Raw genomic sequence first — 20,925 nt, 5'->3', positions numbered from 1 at the left:
CGGTTAGGAATCGGATAGGCCCGTGAACAAATATTATAGCATAACCGAACTGACCCGAGAATTCGGTGTTTCCACCCGCACACTCAGATTTTATGAGGATGAAGGGTTGATCCATCCTGAGCGGCGCGGGCGCACCAGGCTTTTCCGTGCAGCGGACCGCCGTCTCATTCAGGAAATCCTGCGCGGTCGCCGTATCGGTTTCACGATAGCCGAAATCCGCGAGATCATTCAGGTCTACAAGGAGCCGCCGGGGGAATCGGGCCAGCTTGTGCTCCTGATGAAGAAGGTCGATGAAAAGCGCGCCGATCTTCGGCAGAAGCGCAAGGATATCGAGGAGACGCTGGCGGAGCTCGACAATGTCGAAGAAGCCTGTCTGACGCGTCTTGCCGAAATCGGCGTTGGGACCTGAGCACTGCTTTTTAGCGGTATCGGATATTCCGTTGACGTAACTGTCGGGAACGGCTCCAAGCCTCTCCGCTTTGCTTCATAGGAAACGAGCGGGTTCCGCTTGCCTTTTCTTCCCGCCGACGAGAATGTCGCGGCAGCGGGATGTGGGACATGATCTCGATTTATCACCGACGTTCGCCCCCTGATCCGACCCTTCGGGCCACCTTCTCCCCGGAAAGGGGGAGGAAAGACGGCGACCGCTGACGCTCTGGCTGCCTGCGCTACTGCGCCTCAACAGTGCACTGCTGTGCCACTTCGCTGACCTTCGTCTGCTGATCCGCGGTCAGCTTGCCTTCCATCATGATGTCAAAAAGGCTTTCCGCCTGGAGCTTCTCCAGCGTGCAGCCGCAGAAGCGCTGGCACAGCTCCAGCCCGTTCGCCTGTTCGACGCAGCTTTTTTCGCAGCTTGATTTGTATAGTTCGACTTGGTCGACAGGCGGGGGTGGGGCGACGAGCGACAGGGTGTAAACAAGGCCGATTAATACCGGCTGGTGGATGAGATAGAAGGCAAGGCTGTGACGGCCGGCGCTTGCAAGAAGGTTGCGAGGTGAACTCGGGCTTCGGAAGCGGTCGAGCCAGCCGCGCGGCGTGACGAATTGCGAGACCGCAAGCCCGGCGAGGAACGGCGCAAGCCATGGCAGCAGCGGGACATAATCATTCGAACGGGGTGGCTGGGTGGAGAAGCCGATCCAGGCCAGCCATTTTGCATTGAACAGTTCGGATTGCAGATATTGCGGCAGGATAAAAGCAATCACAGCGAAAAGCAGTGTCACGGCTGCGGGTGCCCTGAGGAACAGCAGTCCCACGAGGCTTGCGGCGGCAATATTATGCAGGATGCCGAAGAAGATGAAGCTGTCCGGAAAGGCAAAATAGGTGGCGATGGTGATGAGTAGCGCCGAACCGGCCACCATGGCAAAACGCTTGCCGAAGGATGGCCAGTACACGCCCTTGCCGTGGGCGAGAAACAGGCTGAAACCCGCAAGGAACAGAAATGACGTGGCGATGCCGCGTGCGTAAAGCTTCCAGAGCCCCGTGGTTGCCGTTGCTGGTTCGAGATAACCGAAATATTCCAGATTCCACGTGAAGTGGTAGGACGCCATGGCGATGAGGGCCAGCCCGCGGAGCGTGTCGAGGCCGCCTATGCGGCCTTTACGGCGGTTTTCGTCGGCGACTGTGTTTGTGTCCATGGTTTCCGTTTTTCAGCTTTCGGTAAGGCCGGTGTCTTGCTCGGCTTGGCCCTTGAAGTGCGGCTATTTCAAGGCCTGTTTTCTTCCATGATGGCGCGTCGCGCCTCGGAAAAGAACTGGCGGCGCAAGAGCGCGACAATGATGATGACCGTGCTGGCGATGAAGACATAGGGGCTGATGAACCAGCCGAGATAACCGATGGACAGAAAGATGGTCCGCAGGCCGTCATTGAAGTTCTTGGCGGCGATGATGTTCATCTTGATGACGTTCTCGGCCGCGCGTTCCGCCGCCTCGCGGTCGGCGCCCACGTCGTGCACCATCGGAATGGCGCCGAAGAGGATCGTGCAATAGTTGAATAGGCGGTAGGACCAGCCGAATTTGAAGAAGGAGTAACCGAACAGACAGGTGAGCCCGATGACCTTCAGTTCAAAAGCCGTGCGGCCGGCATAATGCACGAAAGGCATGTCGCGAAACACCGACTCGACCTGATCGGTCGCCCCCAGAAGGGCGAAACATCCGCCGATGGCGAAGATGGAGGTGGAAGCGAAAAAGGCGGTTCCGTTCTGCAGGCCGGCCATGATTTGCGTGTCGATCATCTTAAGGTCGCGCTTCAGCGAGTTCATGATCCAGTCGCGACGGCGCTCGGCCATGGCCTGGTTGAGGCTGGCGCGCGAAAACAGCCTCGTTCCCGTCGTCACATGGGTGTAGGCGGCCCATAGAAGGATGAAAACGACAATCGCGATATAGTCGATGACGGTCATTACGGGCAGGCCACCTTGCTGTTTGCGAATCTTCGAAACCATATTGATTTGAAGGCCATGGCAAGGCAATGGCGGCGGCTGACGTCACTCCCATATTCTCTTTTGGCGTTGCGGTTTCATCATTCGGTTTAACGCTAACCTTCCGGTAACCAAGTCGCTTTATCAGTCCTGTCGCGGACGACAGGTCTGCCGGTTCCGGGTTAAGGTTTTGCGTACCGGTTCCGCCTGGTTTTTCACCGACGGCAGGGACGGATTGACAGGATGGCAGTTCGCACCTAGCTTTTATTCCGGACCGGTGTTTCCGGTATCCGGAGCATCAAGACTGATATGCCCCGCATCCTGCAGGCAGGTCTTGTTTTTTCCGGCCCGGTATCAGCGGCAGTCCGGCGTGAGCAACCGGGGGACGCCTTTTCTACGAATCGTTCCCTTCATGTCCACCTGTCACTGGCTCGCTATTCAGCGAAGATGCCGGTCCGTTTATTCTCTTCCTTCAGGTTTCCCATGACAGAAAATAACCGCTCCGTTTTCATTCTTGGCGGCGCGCGCTCCGGCAAATCGCGTTTTGCGGAAGAGCTTGCCATAAAGGCGGGCGGAAACCTGCATTATCTGGCCACCGGCCGGGCGTGGGATGACGAGATGCGTGAACGGATCGCCCATCATCAGGCGCGGCGTGGCGGCGAATGGACCACCCATGAAGCGCCCCTCGATATCGCCGCCATGCTGGAGCGGCTGGACCGGCCGGACAATGTCGTTCTCGTCGATTGCCTCACTTTGTGGCTTACCAATCTGATGATGGAAAATGCGGATTTCGATGCAGCCTTCGCGGCACTTGAGGCGGCGATCCTGTCGGCTCGGGCAAAGCTGATTTTCGTCTCCAATGAAGTCGGTCTCGGCATCGTGCCGGAAAATCGCATGGCGCGGGAATTCCGGGATCATGCGGGGCGGCTGCATCAGCGAATCGCCGCCATTGCCGGTGAGGTCTTTTTCGTCGCCGCCGGGTTGCCCCTGAAAATGAAGGGCTGAAGCGGCACCCGCGAAAGCGCGGCCGACATCGCCGTATCCTTGTTTATAGGCAAATTTCCCCTGAAATGCGAGCCGCATTTTGGCGAGGCTGCGACAGCTTTGCTTTCTTGATCTGGATCAAGGTCGCTTCCCATTCCCGGTGGCAATGCTCCAGCCGACGCAAAGGCGCACGTCCGCTCTCCCAGGCGCATGCCGTGCCTTTCGTCGGTCGGCTTGCACGTTGGGGGAAACCAACAATGAACTACACACTGGAAACCGCGATCGTGGCCCTTGGGGCCTTTCTCGCGTTGCTCGGGGCGGCATTCGCCCATGACAGTCTTTTCGCCGCCCATATGTGGGTGCTGTTCTTTACGCTGCTGGTCAGCACGGTGCTTCTGTTGCGCCGTGTCTCCTTTGCGCCCGTCGATCCGGCCGCGCGGGCCCGGCGCAAGTCGGAATATTTCGACGGAGTCGTACGATACGGTGTCATCGCCACCGTCTTCTGGGGCGTCGTCGGCTTCCTGGTCGGCGTCGTGGTGGCGCTGCAGCTTGCTTTTCCGGATCTCAACATTGCGCCCTATTTCAATTTCGGCCGTGTAAGGCCGCTGCACACGTCGGCGGTGATCTTCGCTTTCGGGGGAAATGCGCTGATCGCCACCTCATTCTACGTGGTGCAGAGAACCTGTCGGGCACGCCTGTTCGGCGGCGATCTCGGCTGGTTCGTGTTCTGGGGCTACAACCTCTTCATCGTCATGGCCGCCACCGGCTATCTGCTCGGCATAACGCAGGGACGCGAATATGCGGAGCCGGAATGGTATGTCGATATCTGGCTGACGATCGTCTGGGTTGCCTATCTCATCACGTTCCTCGGCACGATCCTGACACGCAAGGAGCCGCATATCTATGTGGCGAACTGGTTCTACCTGAGCTTCATCGTGACGATTGCCATGCTGCACATCGTCAACAACCTCGCCATTCCCGTCTCTTTTCTCGGCGTCAAGAGCTACTCCGCCTTTTCGGGCGTGCAGGACGCGCTGACGCAATGGTGGTATGGCCATAACGCCGTCGGCTTCTTCCTGACGGCCGGCTTCCTCGGCATGATGTATTATTTCATTCCGAAGCAGGTGAACCGCCCGGTTTATTCCTACCGCCTGTCGATCATCCACTTCTGGGCGCTGATCTTCATGTATATCTGGGCAGGCCCGCACCACCTGCATTACACGGCACTTCCGGACTGGGCGCAGACGCTTGGCATGGTGTTCTCGATCATGCTGTGGATGCCATCTTGGGGCGGCATGATCAACGGCCTGATGACGCTTTCGGGCGCATGGGACAAGATCCGTACCGATCCCATCGTGCGCATGATGGTGATGGCGGTTGCCTTCTATGGCATGGCCACCTTCGAGGGCCCGATGATGTCGATCAAGGCCGTCAACTCGCTCAGCCACTATACCGACTGGACCATCGGCCATGTGCATTCGGGCGCTCTCGGCTGGAACGGCATGATCACCTTCGGCGCGATCTATTATCTGACGCCCAAGCTGTGGGGCAGGGACCGTCTTTACAGCCTGCAACTCGTGAACTGGCACTTCTGGCTCGCCACGCTCGGCATCGTCATCTACGCCGCCGTCATGTGGGTGGCCGGCATCCAGCAGGCGCTGATGTGGCGCGAATATGATAGCCAGGGCTTCCTTGTCTATTCCTTCGCGGAATCGGTGGCAGCGCTGTTCCCCTATTATGTGATGCGTGCACTGGGCGGCCTGATGTTCCTCAGCGGCGCGCTGATCATGGCCTACAACGTCACCATGACCATCCTCGGTCATCAACGCGAGGAGGGCGCCAGCAAAGGCGCGGCTCCTTCGCTGCAGCCCGCTGAATAGGAGGGGCCGATGTCCATACTCGACAAACACGGCGTCATCGAACGTAACGCCACCCTGCTTCTGGTCGGCTCGCTGCTGGTGGTCTCGATCGGCGGTATCGTGGAAATCGCACCGCTCTTCTACCTCGAAAACACCATCGAGAAGGTGGAAGGCATGCGGCCCTACACGCCGCTGGAACTGGCCGGGCGCAACATCTACATTCGCGAGGGATGTTATGTCTGCCACAGCCAGATGATCCGTCCGTTCCGCGACGAGGTGGAGCGTTACGGGCATTACAGCCTGGCGGCGGAATCCATGTACGACCATCCGTTCCAGTGGGGCTCCAAGCGCACGGGGCCTGACTTGGCACGCGTGGGTGACCGTTATTCGAACGAGTGGCACGTGCAGCATCTGGCCGATCCACGCTCGGTGGTGCCGGAATCGATCATGCCGTCCTACGCCTTCCTCAAGACAACGCCGCTCAAGATCACTGACATCTCCATGGAGCTGAAGGCCAACCGTGCTGTCGGTGTGCCCTATAGCGACGAGATGATCGAGAAATCCGCGGCCGATCTCGCCGCCCAGGCGGACCCGAATGCGGATTCGTCGGAACTGCTGGCGCGCTATCCCAAGGCCAAGGTCGGCGATTTCGACGGCGACCCGGCCAAGCTCACGGAAATGGACGCGCTGGTCGCTTATCTCCAGATGCTCGGCACGCTGGTCGATTTCTCGACCTATGACGATGCCGCCGGTTACCGGTGAGGAGGCGGAACAATGGAAACCTACACGGCCATGCGCCACTTCGCCGATAGCTGGGGTCTGCTTGCCATGACTCTGTTCTTCGCCGGCGTCGTCATCTTCACGCTTCGCCCAGGCTCGAAAAGGGCTGCGGACGATGCGGCCAGCATTCCGCTCAGGGAGGACTGAACATGTCCGAAAAACACATCGATAAAATCAGTGGCGTCGAAACCACCGGCCACGAGTGGGACGGCATTCGCGAATTGAACAATCCCATGCCTCGCTGGTGGGTATGGACATTCTACGCCACGATTGTCTGGGCCATCGGCTACACCATCGCTTTTCCGGCATGGCCGCTGATTTCCGGTGCAACCCAGGGCGTCCTCGGCTGGAACAGCCGTGCCGAAATCGCCGCGGACTTGGCCGATGCCAGACAGTCTCAGAGCATCTATGTCGACAAGATCGCCAATTCGTCGCTTGCCGACATCCAGGCGGACCCGACGCTGATGCAATTTGCCCTTTCGGGCGGTGCTGCCGCTTTCAAGGTCAATTGCATTCAGTGTCACGGTTCTGGCGCGGAGGGCGGGCAGGGTTATCCCAACCTCAATGACGACGACTGGATGTGGGGCGGCAGCGTCGATGATATCTATACGACGGTGAAGCACGGCATCCGCTTCCAGGATGATCCAGACACACGGGCTTCAGAAATGCCGGCCTTTGGCGATATACTGCAGCCGGATGAAATTCGTCAGGTTGCCGCTTATGTGTTCAGCCTCACGGGAACGCCTTCCAACCCGGTGCTGGTGGAACCCGGAAGGCAGCTGTTTGCCGACAATTGTGCCTCTTGCCATGGGGAAGATGCCAAGGGCAACCGCGAATTCGGTGCACCCAATCTTGCCGACGCCATCTGGCTGAAATCTCATGGCGAAGAGGGGATCGTTTCGCAGATACGCTCTCCCAAGCATGGCGTCATGCCCGCCTGGGGTGAGCGCCTCGGTGACACGACCGTCAAGCAGCTTGCGATCTTCGTGCACTCGCTGGGCGGCGGCGAATAAGAGCGCCTGAGCAAAAGCAGGGGCCGCATCGTGCGGCCCTCGACTGTTTCCATTCTTCTTCGATGATGCAGCTCGGCTGCGGGCGGAGAAAACCGGCGCTCGAATCGTGAGGCGTCCCGCCCCTCAGGACGTGACCTTATCGAGCGAGCGTTCGATGCGCTTTGCCGCTTGCCAGAGGTCTTCCATCCTCTCGAGGCTTGCTTCCTCCAGCGTCTCGCCATTTTCGCCGAGCGACTTTTCGATGTGGTTGAAGCGCCTGCGAAATTTCGTGTTGGTGCCGCGCAGCGCGTTTTCCGGATCGGCCTTGACGTGACGGCCGATATTGACGAGGGCGAAGATCAGGTCGCCCAGTTCGTCTGAGACCTTTTCAGGCCTTCCTTCCTCCAGCGCTTCGCGCAGTTCGGCGATTTCTTCTTCGATCTTGTCGAGAATGGGGGCGGGGTCCGACCAGTCGAAACCGACGCGCGCCGCCTGTTCCTGCAGTTTGAGCGCTTCGGTCAGCGCCGGCTGGCTGCGTTGCACACCGCCGAGAAAGCCGGCCTTGAAATCCTCCGTGATGCCCCGGCGCGCACGGCGCGCTGCGCGCTCGCGTTTTTCCTCGGCCTTGATCCGGTCCCACTGCAGCTTGACGCTGTCGGGCGTATCGGCCTCGGAGGCGGCAAAGACATGCGGGTGTCGGCGGATCATTTTCGAGGTGACGGCATGCACCACATCGCCGAAGGCAAACTCACCGCGCTCTTCGGCGATACGTGCATGAAAGACGACCTGCAACAGAAGATCGCCCAGTTCTTCGCAAAGATCGTCCATGTCCCCGCGCTCGATGGCGTCGGCGACTTCATAAGCCTCTTCAATCGTATAGGGCTTGATCGTCTCGAAGGTCTGGACGACATCCCACGGGCAACCGGTTTCCGGCTGGCGCAGGGCTTCCATGATCTCGATCAGGCGGGAAATGTCCTTCGAGGCTTCCATATGCTCAAACCTTCGCTTGTGTTTATGCCGGTCCGGCCGTCCAGTTCCGCGCTTAATTCAGAGGAATATCGTTGCCGCCCTTCGACGACTGATAGCTGGTGGACAGATCGTCATAGGCCGCCTTGATGCGGGCGGTCTGCGCCTTCAACGTGCTCTTCAGCGGATCCTCCTCGGCTTCCACCAGATCGGTGATGAAATACGAGTTCCAGAAAGCGTTGTTGCGGCGATAGCCGCCCGGCTCCAACCCGAAGACTTCCTTCAGAATTTTCAGATCATGCGGGATCGCGAAAGCGTCGCGCGAATCCTCGTGGCTGAAGAAGGAGTAGAAATTGTCGAAACCGGCCCAGGTGATGGCGGACATGCACATGGTGCAGGGTTCGTGGGTGGAGAGGAAAATCAGGTCCTTCGTATTCGGCTTTTCGCCCAGTTCGTAAAACCGCTTCAGCGTATGCACCTCGCCGTGCCAGAGCGGATTTTCCAGCTCGTTGTTGGTTTCCGCAACCACCAGCGACAGGTCGGACTTACGCAGGATTGCCGCGCCAAAAACCTTGTTGCCAAGGCTGACACCGCGCGCCGTCAACGGCAGGATATCGTGTTCGATGACATCAAGAAGGCGGGCGGAAAGTGGCTGGCTGGTCAAGGGGGCGGTCCTTCTTGCCGCTTGTATAAAGCGGTCTTCGCATGGAAAACAGATGGCAAATTGTCTTCCCTTGTTCGGCGCGGGGGCCGGGTTTGTCAAGGGATTCGCGCTGCGCTTGGAAGCCTCCAGGCGTGCGGGAAACAGAGGCCGGTTTGTTTTCCTCCAAAACCGGGGTGTTCGAGAAATAAAAATCCAGGTGCCGGAAAGGCTTGAATTTCTGTTTCTTCAATCTTGCGCCGCGATGCGGGATATATGTCCAATGCACAACGAACATGATTTTTCCGCTGCCAGCGATCGCCTTTCAACCTTCCCCGCGTTCTTCCGGGTCGAGGGCAGGCAGGTTGGCGTCTTCGGAAATGGCGATGAGGCCTTCGCAAAGGTTAGGCTTCTTGCCAATACCAATGCGCATATCATTGCCTATGCCGACGAGCCGGAGGCTGATTACGCAACTTATCTCCGCGAACACGGCATCGATCATCGGCCTCATGCTTTTGCCAGCCATCTGATTGACGGTGCGACCTTGGTTTTTGCTGCAACTGGCGAGGCTGTTCTGGACAGGGACATCGTTGCTGCCGCGCGTTCCCGGAAAATCCCCGCCAATGCGGTGGACCAGCCGGAATTCTGCGATTTCTTCACGCCGGCGCTCGTGTCCCGGGCACCCGTCGCGGTGGCTATTGGCACCGAAGGGGCAGGGCCGGTGCTCGCGCAGATGATCCGCGCGCGCATAGACCAGATGCTGTCGCCTTCACTTGGCAAGCTCGCACATCTTGCCGTGCAGTACCGCAGTGCAGCGGAACAAACCGTACCGAAGGGCGCGTTGCGGCGCAATTTCTGGCGGCGATTTTTCTCCGGTGCAGTTGCGGATGCCGTCGCCGTCGGCGACGCCCCGGCCGCCCATCAGGCTGTCGACCGTCTTCTGCGGTCGCCCGAACGCAGCGAAGGCCGCGTATGGCTTGTCGGCGCCGGGCCCGGTGCGGAAGATCTTCTGACGCTGCGCGCGCAGCGCGTGCTGATGGAAGCCGACGTCATCGTTTACGATGCGCTGGTGCCGCAGGCGATCATCGATATGGGCCGTCGCGACGCCGAGAGGCTATCGGTCGGCAAGCGCAAGGGCTGCCATAGCAAGTCGCAGGACGAGATCAACCGCCTGCTGGTGCGTCTCGGCAAGGACGGCAAGCGCGTCGTACGCCTCAAATCCGGCGATCCCCTGGTTTATGGCCGTGCGGGCGAGGAGATGGCAGCGCTGCGCGATGCCGGCATCGCTTACGAGATCGTGCCTGGCATCACGTCGGCCTTCGCCGCCGCTGCGGATTTTGAACTGCCGCTGACGCTGCGTGGTGTCGCCTCGTCGCTGATTTTCACCACCGGTCACGATCTGACTGGCGATGTTCTGCCCGACTGGGCCCGGCTTGCCGTTTCCGGTGCGACCATTGCCGTCTATATGGGCCGCAGCGTCGCTGCCTCGGTGGCCACAAGGCTTATCGAAGCGGGGCTCGGTGTGGAAACCACCGTCGCCGTTATCGAAAACGCCAGCCGCGCTGATCGCCGCCTGCTGCACGGAACATTAAACGATCTGCCCGACCTTGAACATCGCGATGAACTGACCGGTCCTGTAATGGTCATCATCGGCGATGCGGTGGCAGGCGCCAATTTCGACAGGTCCGAGGCGCTTGCGCTTGCCGGAAGGCCGGCGGACCTCAAACGGGAGTATGTAAATGGCTGACAAGGTTTTGACCGCCAACCGCCTGAGCGATGGCATTGCCGTCTGGCTCGACGCCAACGGCGAATGGACGGAAAACCTGCAGGGCGCAATCGTCGCCCGCCATGCGGAAGCGGTCGCCTCGTTCGAGGAGATCGGCAAGCGGGATTTTTCCGCCAACAAGGTCGTTGACGTTAATATCGTCGACGTTGTGGAAGAGAACGGCAAGCTCTGGCCGACGCGCCTGCGCGAGCGCATTCGCGCCGCCGGCCCGACCGTGCACTATGCGACCGGCTACAAGCCGGCCGATGCAGCATTTATCGCAGTCTGAGGAAGAATATGTACCGTTACGACGAGTTCGATCACGCATTTGTTGAAGGCCGCGTGGCGCAGTTTCGCGATCAGGTGGAGCGCCGGCTATCCGGTGAGCTGGCCGAGGACGCATTCAAGCCATTGCGCCTGATGAATGGTGTCTATCTTCAGCTGCACGCCTATATGCTGCGCGTCGCCATCCCCTACGGTACGCTGAATTCCAAGCAGATGCGAATGCTGGCGCATATTGCCCGTAAATACGACCGGGGTTACGGCCATTTCACCACCCGTCAGAACATCCAGTATAACTGGCCGCGCCTCTCTGATACCCCGGATATCCTCTCCGAACTGGCAAGCGTGGAAATGCACGCGCTGCAGACCTCTGGCAACTGCATTCGCAACGTCACTGCGGATCATTTCGCTGGCGCTGCGGCCGACGAGGTTGCTGATCCGCGTCCTTATGCCGAGATCCTGCGCCAATGGTCTTCCGTGCATCCGGAATTCTCGTTCCTGCCGCGCAAGTTCAAGATTGCAGTGACGGGTGCCGAACGCGATCGTGCGGCCATTCAGGTTCACGATATCGGGCTGCATCTTAAAAAGAACGACAAGGGCGAGATCGGCTTTGCCGTTTATGTCGGTGGTGGACAGGGGCGCACGCCGATGATCGCCAAGAAGATCCGCGACTTCCTGCCGGAAGAAGATCTCCTGTCCTATACCACGGCCGTGATGCGGGTTTATAACCTGCATGGTCGTCGGGACAACAAATACAAGGCGCGCATCAAGATCCTCGTGCATGAGACGGGTGCGGAAGAACTGGCCCGTCAGGTCGAGGTCGAATTTGCGGAACTCAAGAACACCGAATTGAAGCTGCCGGATGCCGATATCGCCGCCATCACCGCCTATTTCGCGCCGCCGGCGCTGAAGGACCGGCCGGAAGGCTGGGAAAGCCTGGCGCGCTGGAAGCGCGCCGACGAGGGCTTTGCCCGTTTTGTCGAGCAGAACGTCGCCCCGCACAAGCATCCGGACTACGGCATGGTAACGATCTCGCTGAAGCCGATCGGTGGCATCCCGGGCGACGCGACGGATGAGCAGATGGAGCTGGTCGCCGATATTGCCGCGGAATATGCCTTCGACGAAATCCGCATCAGCCATGAGCAGAACATCATCCTGCCGCATGTGGCGCTGGCTGACCTCGAGCCGGTCTATCGTGCACTTGCAGGCGCGGGTCTTGCGACCGCCAATGCCGGGCTCATCACCGATATCATCGCCTGTCCCGGGCTGGATTATTGCGCGCTTGCCAATGCGCGCTCCATTCCGGTGGCGCAGGAAATTTCTACCCGCTTCGGTTCGCCGGAGCGTCAGGCGGAAATTGGTGAGCTGAAGATCAAGATTTCCGGCTGTATCAATGCCTGCGGCCACCACCATGTCGGTCATATCGGGCTGCTGGGCGTGGAAAAGAAGGGTGCGGAACTCTACCAGATCACGCTTGGCGGATCGGGTGACGAAAACACCTCGATTGGTGAGATCATCGGTCGCGGCTTCGAACCGGAAAAGGTGACCGACGCGGTTGAAACCATCGTCGACACCTATCTCGGGCTTCGCCTTTCAAAGGAAGAGAATTTCCTTGAAGCCTATCGCCGCGTCGGGCCGCAACCGTTCAAGGATGCGCTCTACGGTTCCGCCGCCGAAGCCGCCTGAGGAGAATGTCATGACGAAAATCTGGACCCGCGACGGCTTCGTGGAGAACGATCCCTGGGTGATCGAAACGGAAGAATTAAAAGCGGTGGCTGAGCAGAAGTCCGTGCTGCCGCTTGCCGATTTTCTGGTTCGTGCGGCCGAAAGCAACGATATCGGTCTCGGGGTGCTGATTGCGCCGGCCGATGATGTGACCCGGCTGGAACCTTATCTTGACCGTATCGAGCTTGTCGCGGTGAGTTTCCCGGCTTTCAACGACGGCCGTGGTTTTAGCCACGCGTCGCTGCTGCGCAGCCGCCTCGGTTTCACAGGCGAGGTGAGGGCGATTGGCGACGTGCTGATCGATCAGGTGCCGCTCATGCTGCGTACCGGCTTCACAAGCTTTGCGGTGACGAATGGTACGGCGATCCGCCGCCTGTCCGAAAATCGCCTGCCGGAAATTCCGGTCTATTACCAGCCGACGGCCAGGCCTGCGAGCGACGGCGAGGCTTATAGCTGGCGTCGACGTGCGTCTCTGTGACACGTTGCACGGAAATATGAGTTTCTGATACATATTTCCTACGCACATGGCAGTATTGACATTCTCATGCCTTCAAACCGGAGCAGAAATGGTATAATTGCCCGGTCGGAGAATGTCGCTCATCGAATAGAATGGACGGAACCTAAATGAACGCGCCAGCCAAGACGGAAGATTTCGCGATCAAGATACCCGATGGTGTTTATGCCGAGACGGTTTTGTCGGTGGAACATTATACGGATCATCTGTTCCGTTTCCGCATGACGCGTCCGGCCGGCTTCCGTTTTCGTTCCGGCGAATTCGCCATGATCGGCCTGATTGTCGGCGACAAGCCGATCTATCGCGCCTATTCCATCGCCAGCCCCGCCTGGGACGAGGAGTTGGAATTTTTCTCGATCAAGGTCCCGGATGGTCCGCTGACCTCCCATCTTCAGGCGATAAAGCCTGGCGATACCGTTTTGATGCGCAAGAAGCCGACAGGCACGCTGGTTCTCGATGCGCTAACGCCCGGCAGACGGCTTTACATGTTCTCCACCGGCACCGGCATTGCGCCTTTCGCGAGCCTGATCCGCGATCCCGAGACCTATGAGAAGTTCGAAGAGGTCATCCTCACCCATACCTGCCGCGATGTGGCCGAACTGAAATACGGTTTCGATCTGGTCGAGGAAATCAAGAACCACGAGTTCCTCAGCGAGATTGTCGGCGACAAGCTCAAGCATTATGCGACGGTGACCCGCGAAGATTATCCTTTCAAGGGCCGCATCACCACGCTGATCGAAAACGGCAAGCTGTTTTCCGATCTCGGCGTACCAGCGCTCGATCCGGCCATTGACCGCGGCATGATCTGCGGTTCCTCGGCGATGCTCAAGGATACCAAGGAACTGCTTGAGAATGCCGGTCTTACCGAAGGCGCCAACAACAAGCCTGCCGAATTCGTGATCGAACGCGCTTTCGTCGGCTGACGGAACACGGTCTACGACATATAAGGAGGCCAGATGGCCTCCTTTTCTGTTTGCGCCGTTACTGCCTTCCTTGAGATAGGCCATCATTATTCTGTTTAGGCGCTATCTCGTTGCGATAGAGCAGGAAAAGCCCGATGGCGATTGCCGCAATGCCGCCGCCGACAAGGTGCGACAGTGAATAACCGCCCTTCGTCACCAGCCAACCTGCGACGACATTGCTGAATGACGCGCCGATTCCTTGAACCATCATGACGCTGGCAAGACCGACATTAAAGCGGCCCGTGCCCTTCAAAATTCTCTCCACCGCAACCGGCGTGACTATGCCGAGCAGCCCCGCTCCGACACCGTCCAGAAACTGGACGGGGAAAATGACCCAGAAGTCCGTAAAGGCGGAAGCGAGAACGCCGCGGATCGGCAGTGCGACCAGCGCGATGATAAAGACGGTTGAGAGACCGAAACGTCGTATCAGCCAAGGCGCCATGGCGGCGACGAAAATCATCGCAAATTGCGCGACGCCGGTAATGATCGCAGTGGTGCGGAAGGGTGTCTGAAGTTCGATGGCGAAATCCTGCGCGATCAACCGGCCCATCGGCGCGTTGCCGAAGTGGAAGACGAGCAGGATGATGGCCAGAAAGATAAGTCCGCGTTCCTGCAGCAAGACCGCGATGCCGGATGGACCGGGTTCGCCCCTGTCTTCGCCAAGGCCGCGCGCCACCTTGTGGTCGATGCGTTCGGGGTCGATGGCCGCCGTCGCGACCAGAGCACCCGCAGCGGTCAGCAGCATCAGGCCGATGATGCCGTTCATGCCGAAGAAAGTGACGACGACATAAGTCGCGAAGAGCGATGCGAAATTGCCGCCGTGGTTCCAGAACTCGTTGCGCGAAATCTGATGGGAAAACAGGCGCTCGCCGACAAGGCCGAGCGTGAGGCCGGCAAGCGCCGGGCCGACCACGGCGCCGACGACGGCCGTCATGATCTGGCCGGTCCAGACGATCCAAACATCGGGAAAGATCAAGGTGATCAGCGCGCCGATGGTCACGAGGACGACGGGTATGGCAATCAGCGTCCTTTTCCACGTCGTTCCATCTACCAGGGCGCCACAAAGCGGCGTGGCGAGCAGACCCACAAGGCCGCCGACCGTGGCGATCATGCCCAGCGAGAGCGAAGACCAGCCCCGTGTCGCCAGAAATGCATCCAGAAACGGCCCGAGACCGTCGCGGGCGTCGGCGAGAAAGAAATTCAGTGCAGCAAGGGCAAAAAGCGTGCGATCCGAGATGCCACCGCTATGCGGCAGGCCGCCGGAAGGAAGGCGGCCGTGTGGTGCCGCAACGCCTACAGTCGTCATGAAAATACTCCGAGAAATATGCAGGGAATCGAAAAATTGATCGAGGCTGGCGAGAAACATCTGTGCCCGCATTTGGTTGCATTGGCACGACATCAGCAGGGATGTTCCGATATTTTTGCCCGTTGCGGGATTAGCTGGAGGAACGTTTAACGGCATTTGTGAGTTAGGCTTCGTGGAAAAACGGATAATCGCCATGAAGATCAAGGCTCTTGCAGTTTTATTTTCGGTCGGATTGCTCGCAACCCAGCCTGCTTACGCGGACGAGGGCGCTTTTCTCTCCTCGATGAAGGGCACGTGGGCGGGAAAGGGAACCGTAATTACCCGGATCGGCACACCGCCCATTAACGTCAGCTGCACGCTGAATTCCAACGCGGGATCATCGTCACTCAACATGTCCGGCACTTGCCGCGGTCTTCTGGTGGTAAGGCGCGCGATCGCAGCCGATCTCTCGGAGAAGGGCGGGCGCTATAGCGGCGCCTATACGGGCCCTTCCGGTCGGCCGTCCGCACTATCGGGCACAAGAAAAGGAAACGCCATCAATCTGACGGTGCGATGGAACCGCGATATCAACGGCGACCGCGTTGCCGCCATGACCATCGAAAAGGTCGGAGCCAATGGCTTGCGGCTGCGCACGACCGATAAGGACGGCAGGACCGGCAAGACGGTGGTGACGAGCGACATCCAGCTGGTGCGTTGAAGAGCCTACGCATAGCACCTCCAGTTCTTCAGCTGAATTCAAGCAGCAACGGGCAATGATCCGAGACTTCGGGCTGTCTAACGACGTCGAAACGATCAACTTTCACCGCCGGATTGACCAGCAGGTAGTCGGCATATCTGTTATGCTTGGCGTAATGTGAGGTTCTGGTATCTGTGAAACCGCGGGTCGTGACGAGCTCGACAAGATTGAGTTCATTCAACACGGTAAAGGTTTCGCTGTTGGGCAGGACATTAAAATCGCCGCATACGATCACCCGGTCGCCATTCTCCGCAATGTTGTTGACGAGGTTCACAAGTCGTTTTGCCTGCGCCAGGCGGGCGGCGGTATCGTGTTTGCCGTCGAGGTCGCGTAACCCGTGCATATGGGCAATGACAGCCGGCTGTCCAGTGGCAAAGTCGAAAACCCTGATGGCATGGCCGGTGCGTGACCGTGGATGATCGCCATATCCGTCCGCAGAAAAGGTCCCATGGACGAAGCCCTGCGCCTGGGCAACGATGGCGATGGACTTGCGAACGAATGTGGCCAGTCCCCATTGGGAAAAATATCTAGTCGTACCCTGCCAGAGATCACCCTGCGCCGCGGGGCAGAACATCGCGACATGATCCGGCAGGGCATCGGCGACATCGCGGAGGAAATTCGCTCTCTGCGGAAGCTCGATGCCGTGATCACGATAGGTCAACCAATCCTCTTCGGCAGCGGGCGTATGCACCACTTCCTGCAGGCACAAGATATCCGGGTCGGACAGGGAGATGTAAGGAACCAGCTCATCGTGGAGCTTTCCGCCCCAACCGTTCAGGCAGATAAGGCGCATGCACACTCCATCGCTTGATTGTGTGATCCGATTTAGCATGGAAGCGATGAAGATCAATCACACCCCGTTCCTTTTCACGGCCGGGATTACGCCCACCTGAATGAGGAAGGCCCGAATTGCTTCGGGCCTTAGTCGTTCGAGCCCAGATTGGCGCTGCGGCGCTGCCTTACATTTTCGGCAGCAGCACCTTGTCTATGACATGTATGACGCCGTTGGATTGTTTAACATCAGCGATGGTGACATGGGCGACCGTGCCATTCTCATCGGTAAGTGTGATTTTTCCCATGCTTTCTTTTGCCTTGAGTACGCAGCCGCCGACCGTCTTCACGTCGTGCTCGCCCTTGTCATCCTTGATCATTTTTTCGATGGCGGATGACAGTGCATTGGCTGCAACGACGTGGCAGGTGAGAACCTTGACCAGCTTCTGCTTGTTCTCTGGCTTCAGAAGATCGTCGACCGCGCCTTTCGGAAGGGCCGCGAAAGCCTCGTTGGTGGGTGCAAAAACCGTAAACGGTCCTTTGCCCTGAAGTGTTTCCACAAGTCCGGCAGCCTTTACCGCGGCGACGAGGGTCGTGTGGTCTTTTGAGTTCACCGCATTTTCAACGATGTTCTTGTCCTCGAACATCGCCGCGCCGCCCACCTTGGGGTTCGCGGCATAGGCCGAAACCGTGCCGATGGAAAGAGCTGCAGCCAGCGTCAGGGCGCGAACGGAAAGCTTGTACATCATTATTCCTCCTTGTGACATCCAAGGCCCCGAAAGGTGGCTCTTCCAGCGGCCGCTATCGGTTATCCGTAGCGACACAAGAGACGGAAGCCGGTCTCGCAAAGTTTCAGGCGAGCCGGAAAAAAAAGATAAATGGCTGATTTAAAACATGGTCCCGGCGCGCGAAAGCCGAGGGTTCGTCCTGCGACGGGACGGAAAACGAAAAAGCCCGGATCGCTCCGGGCTTTCTGGCTCGAACGAAGGACAGCTTATTCGGCCGCCTCGGCATAGGCCTCCATCGGCGGGCAGGTGCAGATGAGGTTGCGGTCGCCATAGACATTGTCGATGCGGTTGACCGGCGACCAGTATTTGTCAATGCGGAATGCGCCGGGCGGGAAGCAGCCCTTTTCGCGGCTATAAGGACGGTCCCAATCGCCGACGAGGTCCTCGACCGTATGCGGCGCGTTCTTGAGCGGATTGTTCGTCTTGTCCGCGCGGCCTTCCTCGATGTCGCGGGCTTCCTCGCGGATGGCCAGCATGGCATCACAGAACCGGTCGAGTTCCGCCTTGGTCTCGGATTCCGTCGGCTCGATCATCAGCGTGCCGGCAACCGGCCAGCTCATGGTCGGCGCGTGGAAACCGCAGTCGATCAGGCGCTTGGCCACGTCATCGACAGTCACGCCGCAGCTGTCTGCCAGCGGGCGGGTGTCGATAATGCATTCATGTGCCACGCGTCCCGTTTCGGATTTGTAGAGCACGTCATAAGCACCCTTCAGCCGCTCGGCGATGTAGTTGGCGTTGAGGATCGCAACCTTGGTTGCCTGCGTCAGCCCTTCGCCGCCCATCATCAGGCAGTAGCTCCAGGAAATCGGCAGGATGGACGGCGAACCGAACGGGGCGGCAGACACCGCGCCCTCGCGGCCGTCGGTCGCCGGATGGCCGGGCAGGTAAGGAGCAAGATGCGCCTTGACGCCGATCGGCCCCATGCCCGGACCACCGCCACCGTGCGGAATGCAGAAGGTCTTGTGCAGGTTAAGGTGCGAAACGTCGGAGCCGATATCGCCGGGACGGGCAAGGCCCACCATGGCGTTCATGTTCGCGCCATCAAGATACACCTGACCGCCATGCTTATGGGTGATCTCGCAGATCTCGCGAACCGTCTCCTCGAACACGCCGTGAGTGGACGGATAGGTGATCATGCAGCATGAGAGGTTTTCGGCGTACTGCTCTGCTTTTGCACGGAAATCATCAATATCGATATCACCGTTGTCCCGCACTTTCACCGGCACCACCTTCATGCCCACCATCTGCGCCGAGGCAGGATTGGTGCCATGCGCCGAGGTCGGAATGAGGCAGACATCACGGTGTGTCCCGCCATTGGCGAGGTGATAATTGCGGATGGTCAAAAGCCCGGCATACTCGCCTTGCGCACCGGAATTCGGCTGCATGGAGAAGGCGTCGTAACCTGTGACCGAGCACAGCTTTTCGGAGAGATCGTCGATCATCTCCTTGTAACCGAGTGCCTGATTGGCCGGTACGAAGGGATGGATGTCGGAAAATTCCGGCCAGGTGATCGGCAGCATCTCCGCCGTCGCATTGAGTTTCATGGTGCAGGAACCGAGCGGGATCATCGAGCGGTCGAGCGCCAGATCGCGGTCCGAAAGACGGCGAATGTAGCGCGTCATCTCGCTTTCGGCACGGTTCATGTGGAAGATCGGATGCGTCATGTACTGGCTGGTACGCAGCAGCTCCTTCGGCAGGCGATAGTCCGGCGTGAAATCCGAGACCGAGAAATTGCCGCCGAAAGCGCGCCAGACGGCTTCCAGCGTTGCCGGGCGCGTACGCTCGTCAAGGCTCATGCCGATCTTGGTGGCGCCGACCTTGCGCAGGTTCACCCCTTCCGCGACGGCCGAACGCAGGATAACGCCCTGCATATGGCCGACTTCGACGGTGATCGTGTCGAAGAAGGTCTCCGGCTCGATGGTGTAACCGAGCTTTTCTAGTCCCTTGGCCATCAGCACGGCCTTCTGGTGGGTCTGCTGGGCAATCGCCTTGATGCCCTGCGGGCCATGGAAGACGCCGTACATCGAGGCCATGACTGCCAGCAGCACCTGCGCCGTGCAGATGTTGGAGGTGGCCTTCTCACGGCGAATATGCTGCTCGCGGGTCTGCAGCGACAGGCGATAGGCGCGGTTGCCGCGCGCATCGACCGAGACGCCGACGAGACGGCCCGGCATGGAGCGCTTATGCGCATCCTTGACGGCCATGTAAGCGGCATGCGGACCACCGTAGCCGACCGGAACGCCAAAGCGCTGCGAGGTGCCGATGGCGATGTCAGCGCCCATTTCGCCGGGAGATTTCAGCAGCGTCAGGGCCAGAAGATCGGCGGCGACGGCGGCAATCGCGCCCGTCTGATGCAAGCGGGAAATCAGGCCGGAGAAATCGCTGAGATGTCCGTGCGTGCCGGGATACTGGAAGATCGCGCCAAACACGTCGACCGGATCGAGATCGGTGAAGGGGTTGCCGACAATCACCTTCCAGCCGAGCGGGGCCGCACGGGTCTCGATCAGCGCGATGGTCTGCGGATGGCAATTGGCATCCACGAAGAAGGCGGTCGCCTTGGATTTCGCGACGCGCTGGCACATGGCCATGGCTTCGGCGGCCGCAGTCGCTTCATCGAGCAGCGAGGCGTTGGCGACGTCAAGGCCGGTCAGATCGCAGACCATGGTCTGGTAGTTCAGCAGCGCCTCAAGACGGCCCTGGCTGATTTCCGGCTGGTATGGCGTATAGGCCGTGTACCAGGCCGGGTTTTCCAGAATGTTGCGCTGGATGACCGGCGGCGTGATGGTGCCGTAATAGCCCTGACCTATCAGCGAGGTCAGGACCTGGTTCTTGTTGGCCGTCTCGCGAAGACGATCCAGCGCCTCACGTTCGGTCAAGGCCGCACCCCAGGTGAGAGGCACTTTTTGACGGATGGAGGAGGGAACGGTGGCGTCGATGAGCGCGTCGAGGCTCTTATAGCCGACGACCTTCAGCATCTCGGCCATTTCCGACGGCGACGGCCCGATGTGACGCCGGTTGGCGAAATCATAGGGCTGATAGTCGGTGAAATGGAATTCGGTGGGCGTCGTCATTACGCGATCAGCTCCTTGTAGGCTGCCTCGTTGAGCAGCGTATCGGCATCTGCAACGTTGGAAAGCTTGAGCTTGAAGAACCAGCCGGCGCCTTGAGGATCGGAATTGACCAGCGAGGGGTCGTCGACGATGGCCTGGTTGATCTCGACCACTTCGCCATCCAGCGGACAATAGACATCGGAAGCCGCCTTGACGGATTCAACGGTTGCGGCTTCTCCATCCTTGGAGAAGGTGGCACCCACTTCCGGCAATTCGACGAAAACGAGATCGCCGAGCTGTTCAGCGGCGTGGCTGGTAATGCCAACGGTGGCGACATCGCCTTCGAACTTCAGCCATTCGTGTTCTGCAGTAAATTTCAGCATCGTGTTCTC

The 20,925-nt window shown here is 59.2% G+C and carries 22 protein-coding genes; 12 read left to right on the top strand and 10 right to left on the bottom strand.

Annotated features, from left to right (window positions below; all coding sequences use genetic code 11):
* Positions 1-22 precede the first annotated feature (22 nt).
* Positions 23-409 (top strand): MerR family DNA-binding transcriptional regulator, encoded by a 387-nt coding sequence (locus tag BTN45_RS05885; RefSeq protein WP_004441868.1) that lies wholly within the window; start codon positions 23-25, stop codon positions 407-409.
* 259 nt (positions 410-668) lie between these two features.
* Here BTN45_RS05885 and BTN45_RS05880 read toward each other — a convergent pair whose 3' ends face one another.
* Together BTN45_RS05880 and BTN45_RS05875 are read right to left on the bottom strand one after the other, a co-directional pair.
* The gene (locus BTN45_RS05880; protein ID WP_207589274.1) at positions 669-1,634 is read right to left on the bottom strand and encodes a DUF1624 domain-containing protein; all 966 of its coding nucleotides are present in this window, start codon (positions 1,632-1,634) and stop codon (positions 669-671) included.
* 68 nt (positions 1,635-1,702) lie between these two features.
* Positions 1,703-2,395 (bottom strand): DUF599 domain-containing protein, encoded by a 693-nt coding sequence (locus BTN45_RS05875; RefSeq protein ID WP_207589273.1) that lies wholly within the window; start codon positions 2,393-2,395, stop codon positions 1,703-1,705.
* 501 nt (positions 2,396-2,896) lie between these two features.
* On the opposite strand from BTN45_RS05875, the gene cobU reads away from it, so the two are divergent.
* The 5 genes from cobU (at position 2,897) to ccoP (ending at position 7,049) form a co-directional block, all read left to right on the top strand.
* Positions 2,897-3,418 carry a bifunctional adenosylcobinamide kinase/adenosylcobinamide-phosphate guanylyltransferase gene (cobU, locus tag BTN45_RS05870; RefSeq protein WP_207589272.1) on the top strand — a complete coding sequence of 174 codons (522 nt, stop codon included), beginning with the start codon at positions 2,897-2,899 and terminating at the stop codon, positions 3,416-3,418.
* Between the two features lie 236 nt (positions 3,419-3,654).
* Positions 3,655-5,277 carry a cytochrome-c oxidase, cbb3-type subunit I gene (gene ccoN, locus BTN45_RS05865; RefSeq protein ID WP_035208797.1) on the top strand — a complete coding sequence of 541 codons (1,623 nt, stop codon included), beginning with the start codon at positions 3,655-3,657 and terminating at the stop codon, positions 5,275-5,277.
* Between the two features lie 9 nt (positions 5,278-5,286).
* On the top strand, positions 5,287-6,018 hold the full coding sequence (gene ccoO / locus BTN45_RS05860) for a cytochrome-c oxidase, cbb3-type subunit II (RefSeq protein ID WP_003495954.1): 732 nt from the start codon (positions 5,287-5,289) through the stop codon (positions 6,016-6,018).
* Positions 6,019-6,030: 12 nt separating this feature from the next.
* Positions 6,031-6,183, top strand: a complete 153-nt coding sequence (locus BTN45_RS05855; RefSeq protein ID WP_004441852.1) for a CcoQ/FixQ family Cbb3-type cytochrome c oxidase assembly chaperone — start codon at positions 6,031-6,033, stop codon at positions 6,181-6,183.
* A 2-nt stretch (positions 6,184-6,185) separates the two neighbouring features.
* Positions 6,186-7,049 (top strand): cytochrome-c oxidase, cbb3-type subunit III, encoded by an 864-nt coding sequence (gene ccoP, locus BTN45_RS05850; protein ID WP_006697432.1) that lies wholly within the window; start codon positions 6,186-6,188, stop codon positions 7,047-7,049.
* Between the two features lie 123 nt (positions 7,050-7,172).
* On the opposite strand, the gene mazG is transcribed toward ccoP, so the two are convergent.
* The 3 genes from mazG to BTN45_RS05835 are packed head-to-tail and all read right to left on the bottom strand — an operon-like array spanning position 7,173 to position 8,932.
* The gene (gene mazG / locus BTN45_RS05845) at positions 7,173-8,018 is read right to left on the bottom strand and encodes a nucleoside triphosphate pyrophosphohydrolase (protein WP_207589271.1); all 846 of its coding nucleotides are present in this window, start codon (positions 8,016-8,018) and stop codon (positions 7,173-7,175) included.
* A gap of 52 nt (positions 8,019-8,070) precedes the next feature.
* Positions 8,071-8,658 carry a nucleoside deaminase gene (locus BTN45_RS05840; RefSeq protein ID WP_006697434.1) on the bottom strand — a complete coding sequence of 196 codons (588 nt, stop codon included), beginning with the start codon at positions 8,656-8,658 and terminating at the stop codon, positions 8,071-8,073.
* Positions 8,624-8,932, bottom strand: coding sequence for a hypothetical protein (locus BTN45_RS05835; protein WP_022556178.1), 309 nt, complete (start codon positions 8,930-8,932; stop codon positions 8,624-8,626). Before BTN45_RS05835 ends, BTN45_RS05840 begins: the two co-directional genes overlap by 35 nt.
* Here BTN45_RS05835 and cysG point away from each other — a divergent pair.
* From cysG to BTN45_RS05810, 5 genes are all read left to right on the top strand, one after another.
* Positions 8,918-10,381 carry a siroheme synthase CysG gene (gene cysG / locus BTN45_RS05830; protein ID WP_207589269.1) on the top strand — a complete coding sequence of 488 codons (1,464 nt, stop codon included), beginning with the start codon at positions 8,918-8,920 and terminating at the stop codon, positions 10,379-10,381. The genes BTN45_RS05835 and cysG overlap by 15 nt on opposite strands.
* A complete protein-coding gene (locus BTN45_RS05825; protein ID WP_004441838.1) occupies positions 10,374-10,688 on the top strand; it encodes a DUF2849 domain-containing protein in 315 nt (104 codons plus the stop codon). Before cysG ends, BTN45_RS05825 begins: the two co-directional genes overlap by 8 nt.
* A gap of 8 nt (positions 10,689-10,696) precedes the next feature.
* The gene (locus tag BTN45_RS05820) at positions 10,697-12,367 is read left to right on the top strand and encodes a nitrite/sulfite reductase (protein WP_035208803.1); all 1,671 of its coding nucleotides are present in this window, start codon (positions 10,697-10,699) and stop codon (positions 12,365-12,367) included.
* A 10-nt stretch (positions 12,368-12,377) separates the two neighbouring features.
* Positions 12,378-12,884, top strand: a complete 507-nt coding sequence (locus BTN45_RS05815; RefSeq protein ID WP_004441835.1) for a DUF934 domain-containing protein — start codon at positions 12,378-12,380, stop codon at positions 12,882-12,884.
* A gap of 146 nt (positions 12,885-13,030) precedes the next feature.
* The gene (locus BTN45_RS05810; protein ID WP_207589267.1) at positions 13,031-13,843 is read left to right on the top strand and encodes a ferredoxin--NADP reductase; all 813 of its coding nucleotides are present in this window, start codon (positions 13,031-13,033) and stop codon (positions 13,841-13,843) included.
* A gap of 58 nt (positions 13,844-13,901) precedes the next feature.
* Here BTN45_RS05810 and BTN45_RS05805 read toward each other — a convergent pair whose 3' ends face one another.
* Positions 13,902-15,188 carry an MFS transporter gene (locus BTN45_RS05805; RefSeq protein ID WP_246751665.1) on the bottom strand — a complete coding sequence of 429 codons (1,287 nt, stop codon included), beginning with the start codon at positions 15,186-15,188 and terminating at the stop codon, positions 13,902-13,904.
* 193 nt (positions 15,189-15,381) lie between these two features.
* On the opposite strand from BTN45_RS05805, the gene BTN45_RS05800 reads away from it, so the two are divergent.
* Positions 15,382-15,885: a hypothetical protein gene (locus tag BTN45_RS05800; RefSeq protein ID WP_207589263.1), complete on the top strand. Its 504-nt coding sequence runs from the start codon at positions 15,382-15,384 to the stop codon at positions 15,883-15,885.
* 28 nt (positions 15,886-15,913) lie between these two features.
* Here the strand turns inward: BTN45_RS05800 and BTN45_RS05795 are convergent, their stop codons facing one another.
* The 4 genes from BTN45_RS05795 to gcvH all read right to left on the bottom strand — a co-directional run bounded on the left by BTN45_RS05795 (position 15,914) and on the right by gcvH (position 20,916).
* Positions 15,914-16,717, bottom strand: coding sequence for an endonuclease/exonuclease/phosphatase family protein (locus BTN45_RS05795; protein ID WP_207589261.1), 804 nt, complete (start codon positions 16,715-16,717; stop codon positions 15,914-15,916).
* A gap of 166 nt (positions 16,718-16,883) precedes the next feature.
* A complete protein-coding gene (locus tag BTN45_RS05790; RefSeq protein ID WP_006697440.1) occupies positions 16,884-17,441 on the bottom strand; it encodes a fasciclin domain-containing protein in 558 nt (185 codons plus the stop codon).
* A gap of 248 nt (positions 17,442-17,689) precedes the next feature.
* Positions 17,690-20,554 (bottom strand): aminomethyl-transferring glycine dehydrogenase, encoded by a 2,865-nt coding sequence (gene gcvP / locus BTN45_RS05785; protein WP_207589259.1) that lies wholly within the window; start codon positions 20,552-20,554, stop codon positions 17,690-17,692.
* The gene (gcvH, locus tag BTN45_RS05780; protein ID WP_207589257.1) at positions 20,554-20,916 is read right to left on the bottom strand and encodes a glycine cleavage system protein GcvH; all 363 of its coding nucleotides are present in this window, start codon (positions 20,914-20,916) and stop codon (positions 20,554-20,556) included. The genes gcvP and gcvH overlap by 1 nt, the downstream gene beginning before the upstream one ends.
* Positions 20,917-20,925: the final 9 nt, after the last annotated feature.

This window comes from Rhizobium sp. ZX09, assembly GCF_017357485.1.
In the GTDB taxonomy this organism is placed as follows: Bacteria; Pseudomonadota; Alphaproteobacteria; order Rhizobiales; family Rhizobiaceae; genus Agrobacterium; species Agrobacterium pusense.
The sequence above is the reverse complement of the archived record's forward strand: the minus strand, read 5'-3'. Positions and strand labels throughout refer to the sequence as shown.